This window comes from Arthrobacter agilis, from assembly GCF_030816075.1.
Classification (GTDB): Bacteria; Actinomycetota; Actinomycetes; order Actinomycetales; family Micrococcaceae; genus Arthrobacter_D; species Arthrobacter_D agilis_E.
Genome location: NZ_JAUSXO010000001.1, coordinates 1,891,133 through 1,910,537, shown reverse-complemented (window position 1 = coordinate 1,910,537; position 19,405 = coordinate 1,891,133). Strand labels below are relative to the sequence as shown.

15 protein-coding genes are annotated in these 19,405 nt (G+C 71.2%); 9 read left to right on the top strand and 6 right to left on the bottom strand.

Annotation, left to right across the window (positions count from 1 at the left end; genetic code table 11):
• Positions 1–36: 36 nt before the first annotated feature.
• Entirely contained in the window at positions 37–495 is a 459-nt protein-coding gene (locus tag QFZ50_RS08805; RefSeq protein WP_307083455.1) for a hypothetical protein, read from the bottom strand.
• Between the two features lie 231 nt (positions 496–726).
• Between QFZ50_RS08805 and ilvD the strand changes: the two genes are divergently transcribed.
• The 7 genes from ilvD (at position 727) to metG (ending at position 10,615) form a co-directional block, all read left to right on the top strand.
• Positions 727–2,454 (top strand): dihydroxy-acid dehydratase, encoded by a 1,728-nt coding sequence (gene ilvD / locus QFZ50_RS08800; RefSeq protein WP_307083454.1) that lies wholly within the window; start codon positions 727–729, stop codon positions 2,452–2,454.
• A 354-nt stretch (positions 2,455–2,808) separates the two neighbouring features.
• The gene (locus QFZ50_RS08795) at positions 2,809–4,689 is read left to right on the top strand and encodes an acetolactate synthase large subunit (protein ID WP_307083452.1); all 1,881 of its coding nucleotides are present in this window, start codon (positions 2,809–2,811) and stop codon (positions 4,687–4,689) included.
• A 2-nt stretch (positions 4,690–4,691) separates the two neighbouring features.
• Positions 4,692–5,210, top strand: a complete 519-nt coding sequence (gene ilvN, locus QFZ50_RS08790; protein WP_307083451.1) for an acetolactate synthase small subunit — start codon at positions 4,692–4,694, stop codon at positions 5,208–5,210.
• 51 nt (positions 5,211–5,261) lie between these two features.
• Positions 5,262–6,287, top strand: coding sequence for a ketol-acid reductoisomerase (ilvC, locus tag QFZ50_RS08785; protein ID WP_307083450.1), 1,026 nt, complete (start codon positions 5,262–5,264; stop codon positions 6,285–6,287).
• A 154-nt stretch (positions 6,288–6,441) separates the two neighbouring features.
• Entirely contained in the window at positions 6,442–8,034 is a 1,593-nt protein-coding gene (serA, locus tag QFZ50_RS08780) for a phosphoglycerate dehydrogenase (RefSeq protein WP_307083449.1), read from the top strand.
• Complete coding sequence (locus QFZ50_RS08775; RefSeq protein WP_307083448.1) at positions 8,034–8,987, top strand: acetamidase/formamidase family protein; 954 nt, start codon at positions 8,034–8,036, stop codon at positions 8,985–8,987. Before serA ends, QFZ50_RS08775 begins: the two co-directional genes overlap by 1 nt.
• Positions 8,988–9,043: 56 nt before the next feature.
• Positions 9,044–10,615 (top strand): methionine--tRNA ligase, encoded by a 1,572-nt coding sequence (gene metG, locus QFZ50_RS08770; RefSeq protein WP_307083447.1) that lies wholly within the window; start codon positions 9,044–9,046, stop codon positions 10,613–10,615.
• A 103-nt stretch (positions 10,616–10,718) separates the two neighbouring features.
• On the opposite strand, the gene QFZ50_RS08765 is transcribed toward metG, so the two are convergent.
• From QFZ50_RS08765 to QFZ50_RS08745, 5 genes are all read right to left on the bottom strand, one after another.
• The gene (locus QFZ50_RS08765; protein ID WP_307083446.1) at positions 10,719–11,258 is read right to left on the bottom strand and encodes a hypothetical protein; all 540 of its coding nucleotides are present in this window, start codon (positions 11,256–11,258) and stop codon (positions 10,719–10,721) included.
• 159 nt (positions 11,259–11,417) lie between these two features.
• The gene (locus tag QFZ50_RS08760; protein ID WP_307083445.1) at positions 11,418–14,012 is read right to left on the bottom strand and encodes an ABC transporter permease; all 2,595 of its coding nucleotides are present in this window, start codon (positions 14,010–14,012) and stop codon (positions 11,418–11,420) included.
• Position 14,013: 1 nt separating this feature from the next.
• Positions 14,014–14,802, bottom strand: coding sequence for an ABC transporter ATP-binding protein (locus QFZ50_RS08755; protein WP_307083444.1), 789 nt, complete (start codon positions 14,800–14,802; stop codon positions 14,014–14,016).
• A 123-nt stretch (positions 14,803–14,925) separates the two neighbouring features.
• Entirely contained in the window at positions 14,926–15,609 is a 684-nt protein-coding gene (locus QFZ50_RS08750) for a response regulator (protein WP_307086726.1), read from the bottom strand.
• Positions 15,610–15,784: 175 nt separating this feature from the next.
• Complete coding sequence (locus QFZ50_RS08745; RefSeq protein ID WP_307083443.1) at positions 15,785–16,984, bottom strand: sensor histidine kinase; 1,200 nt, start codon at positions 16,982–16,984, stop codon at positions 15,785–15,787.
• Between the two features lie 110 nt (positions 16,985–17,094).
• Between QFZ50_RS08745 and QFZ50_RS08740 the strand changes: the two genes are divergently transcribed.
• Positions 17,095–18,159, top strand: a complete 1,065-nt coding sequence (locus QFZ50_RS08740) for a 3-isopropylmalate dehydrogenase (protein WP_307083441.1) — start codon at positions 17,095–17,097, stop codon at positions 18,157–18,159.
• Positions 18,160–18,256: 97 nt separating this feature from the next.
• Positions 18,257–19,363, top strand: coding sequence for a branched-chain amino acid aminotransferase (locus tag QFZ50_RS08735; RefSeq protein WP_307083439.1), 1,107 nt, complete (start codon positions 18,257–18,259; stop codon positions 19,361–19,363).
• The last annotated feature ends 42 nt before the right edge of the window (positions 19,364–19,405 follow it).

Genomic DNA, 19,405 nt, shown 5'->3' with positions numbered 1-19,405 from the left:
TCGCTGCCGGCGCTCGCCGCCGCCGGCGTCGGGGCCTCAGGACATGGCGATGAAGGCGTCCATGAAGGATGTGAAGTCGGCGGCGTCCTCGTCCTGGGCGAGGCGCAGCGGCGTCCCCGGGCCGATGTCGAGGACGGGCTGCTCGAGGACTGTGAACCGGAAGACCCGTCCGGTGCTCGTACCCACCTCGAAGCTGTCGTCCTCGTCCCACTGCAGCGCGTGGGCGAGGTTGGTCATGTTGACCTCCACCGGCACCCCGGCGCCGGTGATCGCCACGAGGTCCACCGGTGCGATCATCAGTTCCGCGGGCTTCCAGCGGTAGCCGACCACGTAGGCCGCGGCCGGCACGGCACCGCGGGCCCGACCGGCCGCGAACACGAGGTTGTAGTCGCCGTAGTTGGGGATCTGGGCGTCGAAGACGCGGCGCAGGGCGTTCTTCAGCCCCTGCCCGCCGTCGAGCGGCCTGCTGGAGTCGTGCGGCTCTTCGGGAGTCATATCACGCCGTTGCGGTAGGAGGCTGTCGGACCGGTGCCCGGGGTTTCCTTCCGCGCTCCGCAGCCGGCGGGCCGGAGGAATCGCCCGTGAGACCCACACTGTACCGGAGGGCGTACCCCGCGCACGAGGACGGCCATGATGCGGGAACGACACGTGCAGGGTGCCTGGACGACCTGTAACAGGCGGGTCACATGGTGAAACCGTCCTGTTACCCGGGCCTAGACTTCTCGCATGACCGTGGAAACAACGCCTGGAAAAACGTCGGGAACAACGCCGGACATCAAGCCGAGAAGCCGCGTCGTCACGGACGGCATCCATGCGGCGCCGTCCCGCGGGATGCTGCGTGCCGTGGGTATGGGTGACGACGACTTCGCCAAGCCGCAGGTCGGTGTGGCCAGTTCCTGGAACGAGATCACCCCCTGCAACCTGTCCCTCAACCGCCTGGCGGAGGGAGCCAAGGAGGGCGTGAGCGACGCGGGAGGGTTCCCCATGCAGTTCGGCACGATCTCCGTGTCGGACGGCATCTCGATGGGCCACGAGGGCATGCACTTCTCGCTCGTCTCCCGTGAGGTGATCGCGGATTCGGTGGAGACCGTGATGCAGGCGGAACGCATCGACGGCTCCGTGCTCCTCGCCGGCTGCGACAAGTCCCTGCCGGGCATGCTCATGGCAGCCGCCCGGCTCGATCTCGCCTCCGTGTTCCTCTACGCCGGCACCATCATGCCGGGCTTCGCGAAGCTCGAGGACGGCACCGAGAAGGAGGTCACGCTCATCGACGCCTTCGAGGCCGTGGGCGCCTGCGCCGCCGGGAAGATGAGCCTGAAGGACCTGGACAGCATCGAACGCGCCGTCTGCCCCGGTGAGGGTGCCTGCGGCGGCATGTACACGGCGAACACCATGGCCTGCATCGGGGAGGCCCTCGGCATGTCGCTCCCCGGCTCGGCAGCGCCGCCCTCGGCCGACCGCCGCCGCGACATGTACGCCCGGAAGTCCGGGGAGGCCGTCGTCAACCTCCTGCGCCTCGGCATCACGGCCCGCGACATCATGACGAAGAAGGCGTTCGAGAACGCCATCGCGGTCACCATGGCCTTCGGCGGCTCGACCAACGCCGTCCTCCACCTGCTGGCCATCGCCCGTGAGGCGGAGGTGGAGCTCACGCTCGACGACTTCACCCGCATCGGCGACCGCATCCCGCACCTCGGCGACCTGAAGCCCTTCGGCCGCTACGTCATGTTCGACGTCGACAAGGTGGGCGGCGTGCCGGTCATCATGAAGGCGCTGCTCGACGCCGGCCTGCTGCACGGCGACTGCCTGACGGTGACCGGCAAGACCCTCGCGGAGAACCTCGCGGAGATCGACCCGCCGGACCTCGACGGCAAGATCCTCCGCGCGCTCGACAACCCCATGCACAGGACCGGCGGCATCACCATCCTGCACGGCTCCCTCGCTCCCGAGGGCGCCGTCGTGAAGAGCGCCGGCTTCGACGCCGACGTCTTCGAGGGCACCGCCCGCGTGTTCGAGCGCGAGCAGGGCGCCCTCGACGCCCTCGATGCGGGAGCGATCCAGGCCGGGGACGTCGTCGTCATCCGCTACGAGGGACCCAAGGGCGGCCCCGGCATGCGCGAGATGCTCGCCATCACCGGCGCCATCAAGGGTGCGGGCCTCGGCAGGGACGTCCTCCTGCTCACCGACGGCCGCTTCTCCGGAGGCACCACGGGCCTGTGCATCGGGCACGTGGCACCGGAGGCGGTCGACGGCGGTCCCATCGCCTTCGTGCGCGACGGCGACCGGATCCGCGTCGACATCGCGGCGAAGAGCTTCGACCTCCTCGTCGACGAGGCCGAGCTCGAGCAGCGGAAGGTCGGCTGGGAGCCGCTGCCCGCCCGCTACACCAAGGGCGTGCTGGCGAAATACGCGAAGCTCGTGCACTCCGCGTCCCAGGGTGCGTACACGGGCTAGGGATCCTCACGAGCCGGGACGGGAACCCTCCCGTCCCGGCTCGGCCCGATCGGGTTAATGTCCACTCACTGGACGAGGTGTCCACGATGTGAGATGGGGCGGGGGTCGGTTGACACTCTTTCGCGGGGGCGTGGAAACTACAGGTATGCAGCCCGAACCCGTAGTCGTCGTCCTTATACAGCGCGTGGCCTGAAGCCCGTCCGGTAGACGACTGCAGTCACGCGCAACCCCTCGCAGAGCCCGACAAGGCTGAGGGGTTTTTTTGTTGACATGACCTGTCGGCAGGAAAGCGGCGCGGGAAATCCGCAGTTCCATCTGCAGCAGTGCAGCGAACGTTCCAAAGGAAGTTGTCAGATGTCCAAGGGATCGCCCATCAGCCCGGCGCTGTTGGCAGCAAGGCCAGCACCTCCGGCAGCACCAGCCCCCGAGACCGTTCCCGCCGTCCCGGCGAGTGCCGTCCGGGGCCCCAACAACGTCGTCGCGCCCGTCCGGATGCTCGGATCCGCGGCGATCGTGCGGTCCCTCGAGGAACTCGGCGTCGACGACGTCTTCGGGCTCCCCGGCGGGGCGATCCTCCCCACCTACGACCCGCTCCTCGCGTCCACCCGGCTCCGCCACATCCTCGTGCGGCACGAGCAGGGCGCCGGCCACGCGGCCCAGGGCTACGCGATGGTGACCGGCCGGCCCGGCGTCTGCATCGCGACGTCCGGCCCCGGGGCCACCAACCTCGTGACGGCCATCGCCGACGCCCACATGGACTCGGTGCCCATGGTCGCGATCACCGGCCAGGTGTCCAGCGCGTTCATCGGCTCGGACGCCTTCCAGGAGGCGGACATCGTCGGCATCACCATGCCCATCACCAAGCACTCCTACCTGGTCACCGATGCGCAGGACATCCCGCGCGTCCTCGCCGAGGCCTTCCACATCGCCACCACGGGGCGCCCGGGGCCCGTGCTGGTGGACGTCGCCAAGGACGCCCAGCAGTCCACCATGACGTTCTCCTGGCCGCCCAGGGTCGACATCCCCGGCTACCGGCCCGTGGTCCGCGGGCACGCCAAGCAGGTCCGCGAGGCCGCCCGCCTCATCGGTGCCTCCCAGCGTCCCGTCTTCTACGTGGGCGGCGGCGTGGTGAAGGGGCATGCGTCCGCGGAGCTGAAGGAGCTCGCGGAACTCGTCGGCGCCCCCGTGGTGACCACCCTGATGGCCCGCGGCGTCTTCCCGGACTCGCACCGGCAGCACGTGGGCATGCCCGGCATGCACGGGTCCGTCTCCGCCGTCACGGCGCTGCAGCAGGCGGACCTCCTCATCACGCTCGGCGCCCGCTTCGACGACCGCGTCACCGGCGTGCTGTCCAGCTTCGCGCCCAACGCGAAGGTCATCCACGCGGACATCGACCCCGCCGAGATCTCCAAGAACCGCACCGCGGACGTCCCCATCGTCGGCTCCGTGAAGGAGATCATCCCCGAGCTGACCGCGGCGGTCCACGACACCTTCGAGGCGCAGGAGCGCCCCGACATCTCCGCCTGGTGGAAGACCATCGACCACCTGCGCGAGACCTACCCGGTGGGCTTCACCCAGCCCGACGACGGCCTGTCGGCACCGCAGCAGGTCATCAAGCGCATCGGCGAGCTGACCGGCCCCGAGGGCGTCTTCGTCTCCGGCGTCGGACAGCACCAGATGTGGGCCGCCCAGTTCATCCAGTACGAGCGCCCGCACGCGTGGCTGAACTCCGGCGGACTCGGCACCATGGGCTACTCGGTCCCCGCCGCGATGGGCGCCAAGGTGGGCAACCCGGACCGCGTCGTGTGGGCGATCGACGGCGACGGCTGCTTCCAGATGACCAACCAGGAACTCGCGACCTGCGTCATCAACAACATCCCCATCAAGGTCGCTGTCATCAACAACTCCTCGCTCGGCATGGTGCGGCAATGGCAGACCCTGTTCTACGAGGGCCGCTACTCGAACACCGACCTCAACACGGGGCACGACACCGTCCGCGTCCCGGACTTCGTGAAGCTCGCCGACGCCTACGGCTGCGTGGGCCTGCGCTGCGAGCGCGACGAGGACATCGACGCGACCATCCAGCAGGCGCTGGCGATCAACGACCGCCCCGTGGTCATCGACTTCGTGGTGAGCCGGGACTCCATGGTGTGGCCGATGGTGCCCTCGGGTGTCAGCAACGACCTCATCCAGATCGCCCGGAACATGACCCCGACCTGGGAGCAGGAGGACTGACCATGGCACGACACACACTCTCCGTGCTCGTCGAGGACGTACCCGGCGTGCTGACCCGCGTGGCCAGCCTCTTCGCGCGGCGTGCGTTCAACATCAACTCGCTCGCCGTGGGCCCCACCGAGATCCCGGGCATGTCCCGCATCACGGTCGTGGTCGAGGCCGAGGGTGACCTCCTCGAGCAGGTCACCAAGCAGCTGAACAAGCTCATCAACGTGCTCAAGATCGTCGAACTGACCACCGAGCAGTCGGTGCAGCGCGACCACGTCCTCATCAAGGTGCGGGCCGACGCCGCCACACGCCTTCAGGTGACGCAGGCCGCGGACCTGTTCCGCGCCTCCGTCGTGGACGTGGCGATCGACTCGCTGATCATCGAGGCCACGGGCACCCCCGAGAAGCTCTCGGCGCTGCTGTCCGTCCTCGAGCCGTTCGGGATCCGCGAGATCGTGCAGTCCGGCACCCTGGCGATCGGCCGCGGCGCGAAGTCGATGAGCGGCTCGAGTCAAGCCCTGCGCAGTGCCTGAGCACCCCAGACCCAACCTTTCCAGCACCATCCACCCCAAGGAGAAACACCCGTGACCGAGATGTTCTACGACGACGACGCCGATCTGTCCATCATCCAGGGCCGCACCGTGGCCGTCATCGGCTACGGCAGCCAGGGCCACGCCCACGCCCTCAGCCTGCGGGACTCCGGCGTCGACGTGCGCGTCGGGCTGAAGGAAGGATCGGCGTCGCGCGCCAAGGCCGAGGCCGAGGGCCTCCGGGTGCTCTCGGTGGCGGAGGCCACCGCGGAGGCGGACCTCATCATGGTCCTCACCCCGGACCAGGTGCAGCGGCACGTGTACAAGGAGGACATCGCCCCCAACCTGCAGGCCGGCGACGCCCTGTTCTTCGGGCACGGCTTCAACATCCGCTACGGCTACATCCAGCCGCCGTCCGACGTCGACGTCGCCCTCGTGGCGCCGAAGGGGCCCGGGCACATCGTGCGCCGAGAGTTCGAGGCCGGCCGTGGCGTCCCCGACCTCATCGCGGTCGAGCAGGACGCCTCGGGCACGGCCCGCGACCTCGCCCTGTCCTACGCGAAGGCCATCGGCGGCACCCGCGCCGGCGTCATCGAGACCACCTTCACCGAGGAGACCGAGACGGATCTCTTCGGCGAGCAGGCCGTGCTCTGCGGCGGCGCCTCGCAGCTCGTCCAGTACGGCTTCGAGACGCTGACCGAGGCGGGCTACAAGCCCGAGGTCGCCTACTTCGAGGTGCTGCACGAGCTCAAGCTCATTGTCGACCTCATGGTCGAGGGCGGCATCGCGAAGCAGCGCTGGAGCGTCTCCGACACCGCGGAGTACGGCGACTACGTCTCCGGCCCCCGGGTCATCACCCCCGAGGTGAAGGAGAACATGAAGGCCGTCCTCGCCGACATCCAGAACGGTGCGTTCGCGAAGCGCTTCATCGACGACCAGGACGCCGGGGCACCCGAGTTCGCCGCCCTGCGCAAGAAGGGCGAGGACCACCCGATCGAGAGCACGGGCCGTGAGCTCCGCAAGCTCTTCTCGTGGATCAAGACGAGCGACGACTACACCGAGGGTTCCGTGGCGCGCTAGCGCCGTCCCCTCCCGGCAGGGCACCCGCCTGGCGCTCGACGACGAGCAGGTGCCCTGCCGGACGTGTGTCCGGGCCCGACCGGCCCCGTTCGGTCCTGTCCGGCACCGCCCGCTCCGCCCCCGATCCCGCCCCTCCCGTCCCGAAGGAATCCCCGTGACCACCAGACCCGTCGTGCTCCTCGCCGAGGAACTCTCACCCGCCACCGTCGAGGCCCTCGGCCCCGATTTCGAGATCCGCAGCACCGACGGCGCCGACCGCGCGCAGCTCCTCGGAGCCCTCGCCGACGTCGACGCCGTCCTGGTGCGCTCGGCCACCCGCATGGACGAGGAGGCCATCCGGGCCGCACCGAGGCTGAAGGTCATCGCGCGCGCCGGCGTGGGCCTCGACAACGTCGATATCAAGGCCGCGACGCAGGCCGGCGTCATGGTGGTGAACGCGCCGACGTCGAACATCATCTCGGCCGCCGAACTGACCGTCGGCCACATCCTGAGCCTCGCGCGCAACATCCCGCAGGCCAGCGCCGCCCTGAAGGCGGGGGAGTGGAAGCGCTCGAAGTACTCGGGCACGGAACTGTACGAGAAGAACGTCGGCATCATCGGGCTCGGACGCATCGGCGCGCTCGTCGCGGCGCGGCTGCAGGGCTTCGGCACGCAGATCCTCGCCTATGATCCCTACGTCACGTCGGCCCGGGCGGCCCAGCTCAACGTGCGGCTCGTCTCCCTCGAGGAGCTCCTGCGCGAGTCGGACTTCGTGACGATCCACATGCCGAAGACACCCGAGACCGTCGGGATGCTCGGCGCGGACGCCTTCGCGCTCATGAAGGACACCGCGTACGTGGTCAATGTGGCGCGCGGCGGACTGGTGGACGAGGACGCCCTGCAGGCCGCCCTCGAGCAGGGGCAGATCGCCGGAGCCGGCGTGGACGTCTTCGTGGCGGAACCGAGCACCGACCTCCCGTTCTTCGCGCACGACAGCGTCGTGGTGACCCCGCACCTCGGGGCGTCCACCGCCGAGGCCCAGGAGAAGGCCGGGATCTCGGTGGCGAAATCGGTCCGCCTGGCGCTGGCCGGCGAGCTCGTGCCCGACGCCGTGAACGTGGCCGGCGGCGTGATCGACCCGGCGGTGCGCCCCGGCATCCCGCTCATGGAGAAGCTCGGCCGCATCTTCACGGCGCTCACGCATGCCTCGCTCACGCAGATCGACATCGAGGTGGCGGGTGAGATCGCCGCCCTCGACGTGAAGGCGCTCGAGCTCGCCGCGCTCAAGGGGGTGTTCACCGACGTCGTCTCGGAGCAGGTCTCCTACGTGAACGCGCCCGTCCTCGCGGAGCAGCGCGGCGTCACCTCCCGGCTCGTCACCACGCCGGAGTCGGAGGAGTACCGCAACGTCCTCCGGCTGCGCGGTGCCCTCTCCGACGGCAGCCGGATCTCGGTGGCCGGCACGCTGACCGGACCGAAGCAGGTGGAGAAGCTGGTCGGCGTCAACGGCTACGACCTCGAGATCCCCATCAGCGACCACCTCCTGGTGCTGCTCTACGCCGACCGTCCCGGCGTCATCGGGACCCTCGGCCGGCTCCTCGGCGAACGGGACATCAACATCGCCGGCATGCAGGTGGCACGCAACAAGGAGGGCGGCCAGGCGCTGTCCCTGCTCACCGTGGACAGCTCCGTGCCGCAGGACGTCCTCGACGCGATCCGCGCCGAGATCGGCGCCACCGTGGCCCGCGAAGTGGATCTGCAGGACTGATGACCACCACCGGATCCGAGCCCAGGACCACCCACCACCTCCCCGCCGAACAGGCGACGGCGACGCAGGTCCTCTCGCGGGACACCCCGCCGGTCCTGCGCGTCGAGCCAGGCGACCGCGTGGTCGTCGAGTCCCTCGACGCGAGGGGGCACCTCGAACGGCAGGCCACACCCGGAGCGGTCACGCCCTACCGGTTCCCGGACCGGCAGGGCCACGCGCTGACCGGCCCGATCGAGGTGGCCGGGGCCGTGCCGGGCGACGTGCTGGCGGTCCGCTTCGAGTCCCTCGAGCCGGCCGACTGGGGGTGGACGGCGGCGGCCCGGCGGAACGACGAGTTCGCCCGCCTCCTCGGACTGGAGGGCACGGACCCCGCCTGGCTGCTCTGGGACCTGGACCGGGACGCCGGGACGGCCACCGACCAGTACGGCCACGTGGTCCGGCTCGCCCCGTTCCTCGGGGTGGTCGGGCTGCCGCCCGCCGAACCGGGTGAGCACTCGACGACCCCGCCCCGCGCGGCCGGCGGCGGCAATATCGACTGCCGTGAGCTCACGGCCGGCTCCACGCTGTTCCTGCCGGTCACCGTGCCCGGCGCGCTGCTGCACCTCGGCGACGGCCACGCCGCCCAGGGCGACGGCGAGGTGGGCGGCACGGCCATCGAGTGCGGCATGACGACGACGATCACCGTCGACCTCGTCCGGGACGCCCCGCTGGACAGCATCCACGCGCTCACGCCGACCGCGCGCATCACGTTCGGTTTCGACGCCGACCTGAACCGGGCGACGGCGGAGGCCCTCGGGGCCATGCTCACGTGGCTCCAGCAGCTCCACGGCCTGGAGCGGAAGGCCGCGCTCGCGCTGGCGAGCTCCGTCGTCGACCTGCGGGTCACGCAGATCGCGAACCAGACGTGGGGTGTGCACGCCGTGCTGGGGCTCGACGCCGTCGGGGCGGCCTGAACCCTCCGCGCCTTCCCGCTTGGGCAATTGACGCCGCGCCGGGGTAATTTCGTAGGGTGACTTCCCCAGATGCAAAGCCCTCGTTCTACATCACCACGGCCATCTCCTACCCGAACGGCGTGCCGCACATCGGGCACGCCTACGAGACGATCGCCGTCGACGCCATGGCGCGCTTCAAGCGCCTCGACGGTTTCGACGTCATGTACCTCACGGGGACGGACGAGCACGGCCTGAAGATGCAGCAGGCGGCGGACCGGGAAGGCATCCCCGTGCGGGAGCTCGCCACGCGCAACGCGCTGGCGTTCCGGGACATGAACGATGTCGTGGGCACCTCCTACGACCGCTTCATCCGCACCACGGACGCGGACCACTACGCCGCCGCGACCGAGATCTGGAAGCGCATGGAGGCGAACGGGGACATCTACCTCGACAAGTACGCGGGCTGGTACTCCGTCCGGGACGAGGCGTTCTGGGGCGAGGACGAGACGGAGGTCCGCGAGGACGGCGTGCGGTACGCGAAGGAGACCGACACGGAGGTCACCTGGACCGAGGAGGAGAGCTACTTCTTCCGGCTCTCGGCCTATCAGCAGAGGCTGCTGGACCTCTACGAGGCGCAGCCCGAGTTCGGTGCGCCGCAGTCCCGCTTCAACGAGGTCATCTCCTTCGTGCGGCGCGGCCTGGAGGACCTCTCCATCAGCCGCACCACCTTCGACTGGGGCGTCCCGGTCCCCGGCAATCCCCGGCACGTCATGTACGTCTGGGTCGACGCGCTCACGAACTACCTCACGGGCGTCGGCTTCCCCGACACCGGATCCGAGCGGTTCCGGACGTTCTGGCCGGCGGACGTGCACGTGATCGGCAAGGACATCTCACGCTTCCACGCCATCTACTGGCCCGCCTTCCTCCTGTCCGCGGGGCTCGAGGTCCCGAAGCGCGTCATGATCCACGGCTTCCTGCACAACAAGGGCGTCAAGATGTCCAAGTCGCTCGGCAACACCGTGGCCCCCGCCGACTGGGTGGACCAGTACGGCCTGGACCAGGTGCGCTTCTTCCTCCTCCGCGAGGTCCCGTTCGGCGCGGACGGTTCCTACAGCCACGAGGCCGTTGTGGGACGCATGAACGCCGACCTCGCGAACAACTTCGGCAACCTGGCGCAGCGCTCGCTCTCCATGGTGGCCAAGAACTGCGGCGGCGCCGTCCCGCAGCCGGCGGAGTTCGACCTCGCGGACACGCAGATCCTCGATCAGGCACACGCCCTGCTCGATACCTGCCGTGCCGCGTTCGACCGGCAGGAGTTCTCGCGGGCGCTCGAGGCCGTCTGGGCCGTCCTCGGCGACACGAACGCGTACTTCGCCGAGCAGCAGCCGTGGGTCCTCCGGAAGACGGACCCCGAGCGCATGAACACGGTCCTCTACGTGACGCTCGAGGTGCTGCGGGTGGTGGCCGTCCTCGCCCAGCCCGTCATGCCGTCCGGGGCCGGCCGGATCCTCACGGCCCTCGGCCAGGGGACGGCGGACGACGACGGGCGCCGTGTGTTCGCCGCGCTGGACCGGCGGATCGAGCCCGGGACGCCGCTGCCGGCGCCGACGCCGGTGTTCCCGAAGTACGAGGAGCCCGCGGGGGAGTAGGCGGGAAGGAGACGGGAAGAGCAGTCCCGGGACCGCGCAGGCCTTCCGCTGGCCGCCTGCGCGGGCGCCCGGCGTGGGCCAGTGCTCGTTCCGGGTCCGACGCTCAGTAGCGCAGGAAGCGCGCCGGGGCGGTCTCCCGCATGATCCGCGCCACGGTGTCCTGCTGCCGCCTCGATGCTTCGAGCAGCCGTTCGAGGGCCGGCCGGTCGAGGACGGTGTCGCCCGCGCTCGCCGTCGCTGCCGACGACAGGGCGAGGAGCGTGGACCACAGCGACTCCTTGCCCCGCACCAGTGACTGCAGGGCCTCGAGTTCAAGCTGCGCGCCCGTGGTCGCCCTGCGGCGCATCGGGTTCAGGGGATCGAGTTCGGCCACCACGGACATCGCCCGGGCAGCCGCCATCTTGACGACGCCGGGCCGGTGCCCGAGCGACCTGATCAGCCGCTTGAGGAAGGCGCGCTCCTCGTTGATCTCCTGCCGCAGGCGCTCGAAGTCCTCTTCATGGGGGGTCCCCGCCCAGGAGACCCGCGCTGCCTTGAACAGCCGGACCCCGTTCGTGGCACCCACGAGGTGCACGTCGAGGTAGGGCAGCAGGGTGTCCAGGTCCAGCTGGCGCAGGGGGATGCCGTCCGCGGCACGCGACATGGTTTCTCCTTCCATGGATTGTCCAGTCCATCACCCTACGGCAGCGCAGTTCGGCAGGGATAGCGGCACGGCGGGTCCACCGGCTCTTGCGACCCGGTGGACCCGCGCTGCCGGCGGCCGGCGCACCGCGGCCCGGGAAGGGCGCGGTGCGCCCCGTCCTCAGTCGGCGGCGAGCCCGGCCACCGGGGAGAGGCGCGCCGCCCGGCGGGCCGGCAGCACGGAGGCCAGGAGCCCGGCGGCGACGGCCACCAGGAGGACGGCGCCGATCTGGCCCACGGGCACCGCGGGGCTGACGGGGGCGATGCCGCCGAGCGCGGACTGCGCGCCGAGCCAGCCGTAGAGGATGCCGAGCCCGGACCCGAGCAGGGCCGCCACGCCGGCGATCAGCACGGCCTCGACGGCGAGCATCCCGCGCAGCTGGGCCCTGGTGAGGCCGAGGGCGCGCAGCAGCGAGTTCTCCCGGCGCCGTTCCAGGACGGAGAGGGACAGGGTGTTCGCGACCCCGATGAGCGCGATGAGCACCGCCACGGCGAGCAGGGCCGTGACGATCAGCAGCATCACGTCGATGATCTCGTTGTAGGCCACGCGTTCGAGGGCGGGACCCATGACGCTGTACTCCGAGACACCCGTGGCGGCCACGATCCGCGACTGCACCTCCGCGACGCCCTCCGCGTCCAGCCCGTCGGTGAGCTTCAGCCAGTAGGTGGAGCCGACGGCGGTGGCGAAGGCCTCGGCGTCGGCCGCCGGTGCGGTTGCCGGATCGGCGGCCACCGGTTCGCCCAGGTAGGCCTCCAGCGCCCCCGGCGGGGTGCCGCCGAGCTGTTCCGCCGTGGCCTGGGTGATCAGGGGCTGGAAGAACACGGCGTCCGTGGCGGTGACGGGCAGGGTGGCGGGGCCGTCGCCGCCGTCGAGTGTCACCTCGGACTGCTCCCAGGTCTGGGGTGCGAGGACCATGCCGTCCTGCAGGACCCCGTCGGAGCGGAGCACGCCGGCGATGTCGTCCGCGTCCGCCGAGTACACGAGCTGCCCGCCGTCCGCGGCGCCGGTCAGCAGCACCGGGGTGAGCTTCACGGCGGTCTGCACGCCGTCGATCTGCTGGAGGGCGGGGACGTCGACGCGGGACGCCTGCCCCCCGGTCCCGGAGGAGGAGCCGGGCACCCTCACCTCGAGATCCACGGCGTAGTTCTGGTCGAGCTCGCGGTCGAAGGACGTGCGCGCGGTCTGGGCGCCCACCATCATCATGGTCACGAGCGTCACGCCGACGAGCAGGGCCGCGGACGACGCCGTGGTGCGAGCGGGGTTCCGGACGGCGTTGACCGACGCGAGGGTCCCCGGGACGCCGAGGGGACGGGCGAGCCGCCCGGCCGCCGCGACGCTCGCCGGGATGAAGAACGGCGCGAGGAGCACGACGCCGAGGAAGGAGACGGCTCCGCCCAGCACGGCCGGGCCGATCGCGACGGAGAAGGCGCCGAGCACCAGGAGCGCGACGCCGAGGAGGAGCGCCGCGAGCCCGACGGCGAGCCGGACCCGTCCGCTCCTGCTCGCTGCCAGGACCGGATCGGTGGGACGCAGCGCGGCCAGCGGCGCCACGCGCGTGGCGGCGCGCGCCGGGACGAGGGCGGCGAGGAGCGTCATCAGCAGGCCCACGGCGACCCCCGTGAGGACGGCGGACGGCGGGACGGCCAGGACGGCGAAGGAGCCGAAGTCGGTGCCGCGGGCGAGGCCCACGAGGCCGGCCATCACGCCCACGGCGAGCAGCACGCCGACCACGGAGCCGGTGAACCCGACGATGGTGGCCTCGACGAGCACCGACGCGCGGATCTGGCGCCGCTCGGCCCCGATGCAGCGCAGCAGGGCGAGTTCCCGCGTCCGCTGCGCCACGAGGACGGAGAACGTGTTCGCGATGACGAGCCCTGCGACGAGGACGGCCACGGCGGCGAAGGCGAGCAGGATCCCCGTGAGCGCGTCATTGCCGTTCGAGAGCTGCGCGACGTCGGCAAGGGTCTGCTCGGAGGCCGTACGGACGGAGAGGTCGGTGGCCTCCCCGGTGTCGGCCGCACCCGTGGACGGTGCCTCCAGGACCGCCGTGACGGCTCCCAGGACGGCTGCGGCGTCGGCCCCGGGGGCCAGGGCGAGCTGGATGTTGCGGATGGCGGGATCACCGCCGGTCAGCTCGCGGACCACCGACGCGGACGCGAGGACCTGCACCGCACCGGAGAGGCTGGGATCGGCGCTGGGCGTGACGAGTCCGGTCACGGTCAGGGCACCGCCGAGTGCCCCGGGGGTCGCCGCGCCACCGTCGCCGAGCGCTACGGTGTCGCCGGGCACGACGCCCAGGCGCTCGGCCGACTTCTCGTCGAGCGCCACCTCGTCCGGCGCGCCCGGGTAGGAGCCGCGGATCACCTCCGCGTTCTCCAGGTCGGTCGGAGCGGTGGTGGTGAAGACGGCGAGGGACGACTGCGCGCCCGTGGCGAGCTGGCCGTACGCCCGCTCGAGACCGTACGCGGTGTCCACGCCGGGGACGGCCGTGAGCCGCTCGACCACGTCGGCGGGGACGTCGGAGCCGTCCTGCCCGGTGACGACGAGATCCGCCGTGGCGTAGCCGGCGCCGATGCTCCGGCCGAGGCTGGCGGTGGTGGTCGCGCCGACCATGAGGGTGGCGGAGAGGAAGGCGACCCCGAGCATCACGGCGAGGCCGACGGCGAGGAAGCGGCGGGCGTGGACCCGCACCTGGGCGAGGGCTATCTGGAGCACGTCATGCCCCCAGCTGCGCGAGGGCGCCCAGGATGGCGTCGGGCGTGGACTGCTCGAGCTCGCCGACGAGCTCGCCGTCCTTCATCAGGACCACGCGGTCGGCGTAGGACGCCGCGACGGGATCGTGCGTCACCATGATGATGCTCTGGCCCATCTCGCGGCAGCTGCGCCGGAGCAGGGACAGCACTTCGGCGCCCGTCGCGGAGTCCAGGTTGCCGGTGGGTTCGTCCCCGAAGATCACGTCCGGCCGGGTGAGCAGGGCACGTGCGACGGCGACCCGCTGCTGCTGCCCGCCGGAGAGCTCGTGGGGGCGGTGGGACAGCCGGTCGGAGAGGCCCAGGGTGGAGGAGATCTGCTGGAGCCAGTCGACGTCCACCGTGCCGCCCGCCAGCGCGACCGGCAGCGTGATGTTCTGCTCCGCCGTGAGGGTCGGCACGAGGTTGAAGGCCTGGAAGACGAAGCCGACCCGCTCCCGGCGCAGGCGCGTGAGCTCGGCGTCGGGAAGGCCGGTGATGTCGGTCCCGCCGATCCAGAGGCGGCCGGAGTCGACGCTGTCCAGCCCGGCCAGGCAGTGCATGAGGGTCGACTTGCCGGAGCCGGAGGGCCCCATGATCGCTGTGAAGTGTTCCCGGGCGAAGTCGAGGGAGACGTCGCGGATGGCGTGCACGGCGGTCTCGCCGCGGCCGTAGCTCTTGGACACTCCGCGGGCGGCGACGGCGCCGCCCTCCGGGGTGGCGGACACGGCGAGGGCGCCGGGCACGCCGGCGGGAAGATTCGTGGAAGTTGTCATGCTCCCACGCTATGGAGGACGGCCGGCCTGCGGATCGGCGTACGGGCCGGGTTTTCAGCAGGTGCATCTCATACCGGGGGATGAGCAGGAGCTGCGAGGCCTACGACCTGTCCGGCCGGCGCGTCAGGGCCGGACGACGCCCGTCGCGTAGGCCAGCACGACGGCCTGGACGCGGTCGCGTGCCTCGAGCTTCGCGAGGATGTGCCCCACGTGCGTCTTCACGGTCGCCTCGGAGAGGAACAGCTGCACGGCGATCTCGGGATTGGACAGTCCCTGCGCGATGAGTTCGAACACCTCGCGCTCGCGCGGGGTCAGGCGCGCCACGGCGTCGGTCTGGGCGTCCTGCGCGGGGGAGGGCCGGCGCAGCAGCGGCGCCACATGGTCCAGCAGGCGCCGGGTGGTCGAGGGTGCGATCACGGCGTCGCCCCGGTGCACCGTCCGGATCGCCTCCAGCAGCTCCTCGGGCGGGGCGTCCTTCAGCAGGAAGCCGCTCGCGCCCGCGTGGATCGCGGACAGCGCGTACTCGTCGAGGTCGAACGTCGTCAGCACCACGATCCGCGGACCGGCGTCGGCGGCCCCGACGGCCCCGTTCGATCCGGCGAGGATGCGGCGCGTCGCCTCGATCCCGTCCATGCCGGGCATGCGCACATCCATCAGCACGACGTCGGCACGCGTGGTGGCCAGGGCCCGCACCGCCTCCTCGCCGTTGGCCGCCTCACTGACCACGCGGAGGTCGGGCTGGGAATCGATGAGCATGGCGAAGCCACTGCGCACCAGGTGCTGGTCGTCCACGATCGCGACCCGGATCGCGGTATCGGGGACCGCGCCGGTGTGGCGGGCGCCGGTCGTGTCGGCGGTGCTGGTCGTGCTGGTCGTGCTGTCCACGGTGGTCCTGTTCTCCTGATCTCGCCCGGCGTGCTGCCGGGACCCGGTCGCCTCGCGGCGCGTCCTGCATCTGGTGTGCCTCCCTGCCGCCCTGAGCCTAGGACTGGGTGTAGGGGATGAACGCCCCCACCCGGTAGCCGCCGCCCGTCCGCGGGGCGGCCGACACCGTGCCGTCGTACAGGCGGACGCGTTCGGTCATCCCGGTGATGCCCTGACCCGCGCCCGCCGTGGCGGGGTCGGGGGCGGCGCCACGCCCGTCGTCGTCGACCGTGATGGTCAGCCCGCGCGCCCCGTACTCCAGGGTCACCTCGGCGGTGGTGTGCGCCCCCGCGTGCTTGAGCACGTTGGTGAGGGACTCCTGCACCACCCGGTAGGCGGTCAGTTCCGCTCCGAGCGGGAGCTCCTTGCGCGGCGTCCCGATGCGCCTGCACGCGACCCGCACGCCCGAGTGCCGCACCGACTGGATGAGGGCATCCACGTCGTCCAGGGTGGGCAGCGGGCGGGTGGAGGCGGTCTCGTCGCCGCGCAGCACCCCGAGCAGCCGCCGCATCTCCCGCAGCGAGCCCCGGCCGGTGTCGGCGATGGTGCCGAGCGTGCGCACGGCCAGTTCCGGTGCCTGGGCGCTCGCGTAGCGTGCGCCGTCGGCCTGCGTGATGATCACCGAGAGGGAGTGCGCCACGATGTCGTGCATCTCCCGCGCGATGTGGCTGCGTTCGTCCGCGGCCGCGAGGTCGCGCTCCTGCTGCCGCTCCACCTCCAGGCGGCGCGTCCTGTCCTCCAGCGCCTGGTAGGTCCGGCGGCGCGCGCGGGCCAGATCACCCATCGTCCACGCGAGGAGCACGAGCGACTCCACGAAGAAGAGCACGATGACGTACACCGGCACCGAGGCCAGCACGAACGCTGTGCCGCCCAGGCCGATCAGGTCACCGAACCGCACGAGACCCGCGGCCGAGCCGACGAGGGCGAGCGCGAGGCCGCCGAGGCTCGCCCACCGCGGAGCGTAGGCGGCCAGGGTGTAGAGGGTGATCAGGACGACGAACTGCGCCGGAGCCGGCTCCACCCCGAGGACGATCTGCAGGACCGAGATGCCGGCGATGATCCCGGCCGAGAGGATCACGTGCGACCGGCGCCAGACGAGGGGGACCAGCAGGGCCACGGACACCGCGACGAGGCCGCCGTAGCCGCTGGCCCCGGCGAAGGGCAGGACCAGGAAGACGAGGATCGCCAGGGCGAGGCAGGCGTCGATCGTCCCCGGGTGTGCGCGTACCCAGCGCGCGAGCCGCAGGTGGATGTCCATGGCAACCAACTCTAGGGGGGGCGCCGCCGTCGCACATCCGACCCAGGGTGGAGCCGTCTCAGCCTGCGGACGGATTGTTGCCGGACCGGGCGCCTTCCTACGCTGGAACCATGACCGACGCACCGACAGACGCACCCCGCCGTATCGACCTCGCCGTCATCCCGGGCGACGGGATCGGCCCCGAAGTGACCACCGAGGCCGTCAAGGTGCTGCTCGCGGCGGTCGGCACGGACGTGGAGGTCGCACTGACCGAGTACGAACTCGGCGCCGAGCACTGGCTCGCCACGGGCGAGACGCTGTCCGATGCGACGCTCGCGGCACTGCGGACGCACGACGCCATCCTGTTCGGGGCCGTGGGTGCCGCGCCCGGCGACACCCTCGTCCCGTCGGGACTCATCGAACGCGAGTTCCTGCTGAAGCTCCGCTTCTCGCTGGACCACTACGTGAACCTGCGCCCCACCCGGCTGTACGCGGGCGTGCCCAGCCCGCTCGCGGACCCCGGCGTCGTCGATTTCGTGGTCGTCCGCGAGGGGACCGAGGGTCCCTACACGGGCAACGGAGGGACGCTGCGGGGCGGCACGGAGCACGAGGTCGCCACCGAGGTGTCGCTCAACACGGCCCACGGTGTGGAGCGCGTGGTCCGCGACGCCTTCCGCCGGGCCGCAGGGCGGCGCGGGAAACTGACCCTCGTGCACAAGCACAACGTCCTCGTCTACGCCGGCCACCTGTGGAAGCGCATCGTGGAGGCCGTCGCGTTCGAGTTCCCCGAGGTGGAGCACGACTACCTGCACGTCGACGCCGCGATGATCTTCCTCGTCACCGACCCCTCGCGCTTCGACGTGATCGTGACCGACAACCTGTTCGGCGACATCGTGACCGATCTCGCCGCAGCGGTCTCGGGGGGCATCGGGCTCGCCGCGTCCGCGAACCTGAACATGGACCGCAGCGCACCGTCCATGTTCGAGCCCGTTCACGGTTCGGCCCCCGACATCGCCGGCCGGCAGATCGCGGACCCCACGGCCGCGATCCTCTCGGCCGCGCTCCTGCTCCGGCACCTGGGCCTCGACGGGCATGCCGCCCGGATCGAGCAGGCCGTCGAGGCGGACATCGCCTCCCGCACGGGAACGCGCACCACGACGGCCGTCGGCGATGCCATCGCCGCTGCCGTGTCCTAAGGTGGTTACACATCATTAACCCAGTGCCGGAGCACTGACCACCGACGGACGACGGCGGCCGCGCCGCGCGTGCAGTCCGTTCCAGCGCGGAGGAACCATGACAGCCACCGAGACCCAGTTCACCCAGCACCTGTCGACCCGGCGCACCCCGGCGGAGGAGCGGGAGGCGGTACTGGCCGATCCCGGCTTCGGCAACTTCTTCACCGACCACACGGCGATCATCGACTTCAGCGTCGACGAGTCCGGCGTCGGTGGCTGGCACAGCGCACGCCTGGAGCCCTACGGGCCCATCGCGCTCGATCCCGCGGCCGCCGTCCTGCACTACGGCCAGGAGATCTTCGAGGGCATGAAGGCCTACCGCCACGCCGACGGGTCCGTGTGGACGTTCCGCGCCGACGCGAACGCGGCCCGCCTGAACCGGTCCGCGATCCGCCTGGCCCTGCCCCAGCTGCCCGAGGAGCTGTTCCTCGAGTCGCTGCGCCAGCTCGTCGCCGCGGACCAGGACTGGATCCCGTCCGGCGACGGCGCGAGCCTCTACATCCGGCCCTTCATGATCGCCACCGAGGCGTTCCTCGGCGTGCGGCCCGCGCGCGAGGTGTCCTACCGCGTGATCGCCTCCCCGGCGGGCAACTACTTCGGCGGAGCGGTCAGGCCCGTCGACATCTGGGTCTCCCGCAACTACGCGCGGGCAGGGCGCGGCGGCACGGGTGCGGCGAAGGCCGGCGGCAACTACGCCTCGTCCCTCGCCGCGCAGCTGGAGGCGGAGGCCCACGGCTGCAAGCAGGTGCTCTTCCTCGACCAGGCCAACGACAACGCGGTCGAGGAACTCGGCGGCATGAACGTCTTCTTCGTCTTCCGCGACGGGTCGCTCGTGACCCCGTCCCTCTCGGGGACCATCCTCGAAGGCGTCACGCGGTCCTCGATCATCCAGCTCGGCCGCGACCGCGGGCTGAACGTCGTCGAGCGCAAGATCACCCTCGACGAGTGGCGGGACGGCATCGCGTCCGGCGACATCACCGAGGTGTTCGCGTGCGGCACCGCGGCCGTCATCACCCCGATCGGCCGCCTGCGCGACGGCGACGAGTACATCGGAGCCCCCGATTCCGCCCCGGGCGACGTCACCATGTCCATCCGGAGCCAGCTGCTGGGCATCCAGAGCGGTGTCGTGGAGGACACGCACGGCTGGCTGACGCGCCTGGTCTGAGCTCCGGCGCCCGACGGCGTCCCGCCCGCCGTGGCAGGGGGC

Bases quoted from the DNA above. Each gene is read 5' to 3' on its own strand.
- ilvD (WP_307083454.1), top strand. From the start codon at position 727: ATGACCGTGGAAACAACGCCTGGAAAAACGTCGGGAACAACGCCGGAC.
- QFZ50_RS08740 (WP_307083441.1), top strand. From the start codon at position 17,095: ATGACCGACGCACCGACAGACGCACCCCGCCGTATCGACCTCGCCGTC.
- QFZ50_RS08775 (WP_307083448.1), top strand. From the start codon at position 8,034: ATGACCACCACCGGATCCGAGCCCAGGACCACCCACCACCTCCCCGCC.
- QFZ50_RS08805 (WP_307083455.1), bottom strand. From the start codon at position 495: ATGACTCCCGAAGAGCCGCACGACTCCAGCAGGCCGCTCGACGGCGGG.
- QFZ50_RS08795 (WP_307083452.1), top strand. From the start codon at position 2,809: ATGTCCAAGGGATCGCCCATCAGCCCGGCGCTGTTGGCAGCAAGGCCA.
- QFZ50_RS08745 (WP_307083443.1), bottom strand. From the start codon at position 16,984: ATGGACATCCACCTGCGGCTCGCGCGCTGGGTACGCGCACACCCGGGG.
- QFZ50_RS08765 (WP_307083446.1), bottom strand. From the start codon at position 11,258: ATGTCGCGTGCCGCGGACGGCATCCCCCTGCGCCAGCTGGACCTGGAC.
- QFZ50_RS08755 (WP_307083444.1), bottom strand. From the start codon at position 14,802: ATGACAACTTCCACGAATCTTCCCGCCGGCGTGCCCGGCGCCCTCGCC.
- ilvN (WP_307083451.1), top strand. From the start codon at position 4,692: ATGGCACGACACACACTCTCCGTGCTCGTCGAGGACGTACCCGGCGTG.
- QFZ50_RS08735 (WP_307083439.1), top strand. From the start codon at position 18,257: ATGACAGCCACCGAGACCCAGTTCACCCAGCACCTGTCGACCCGGCGC.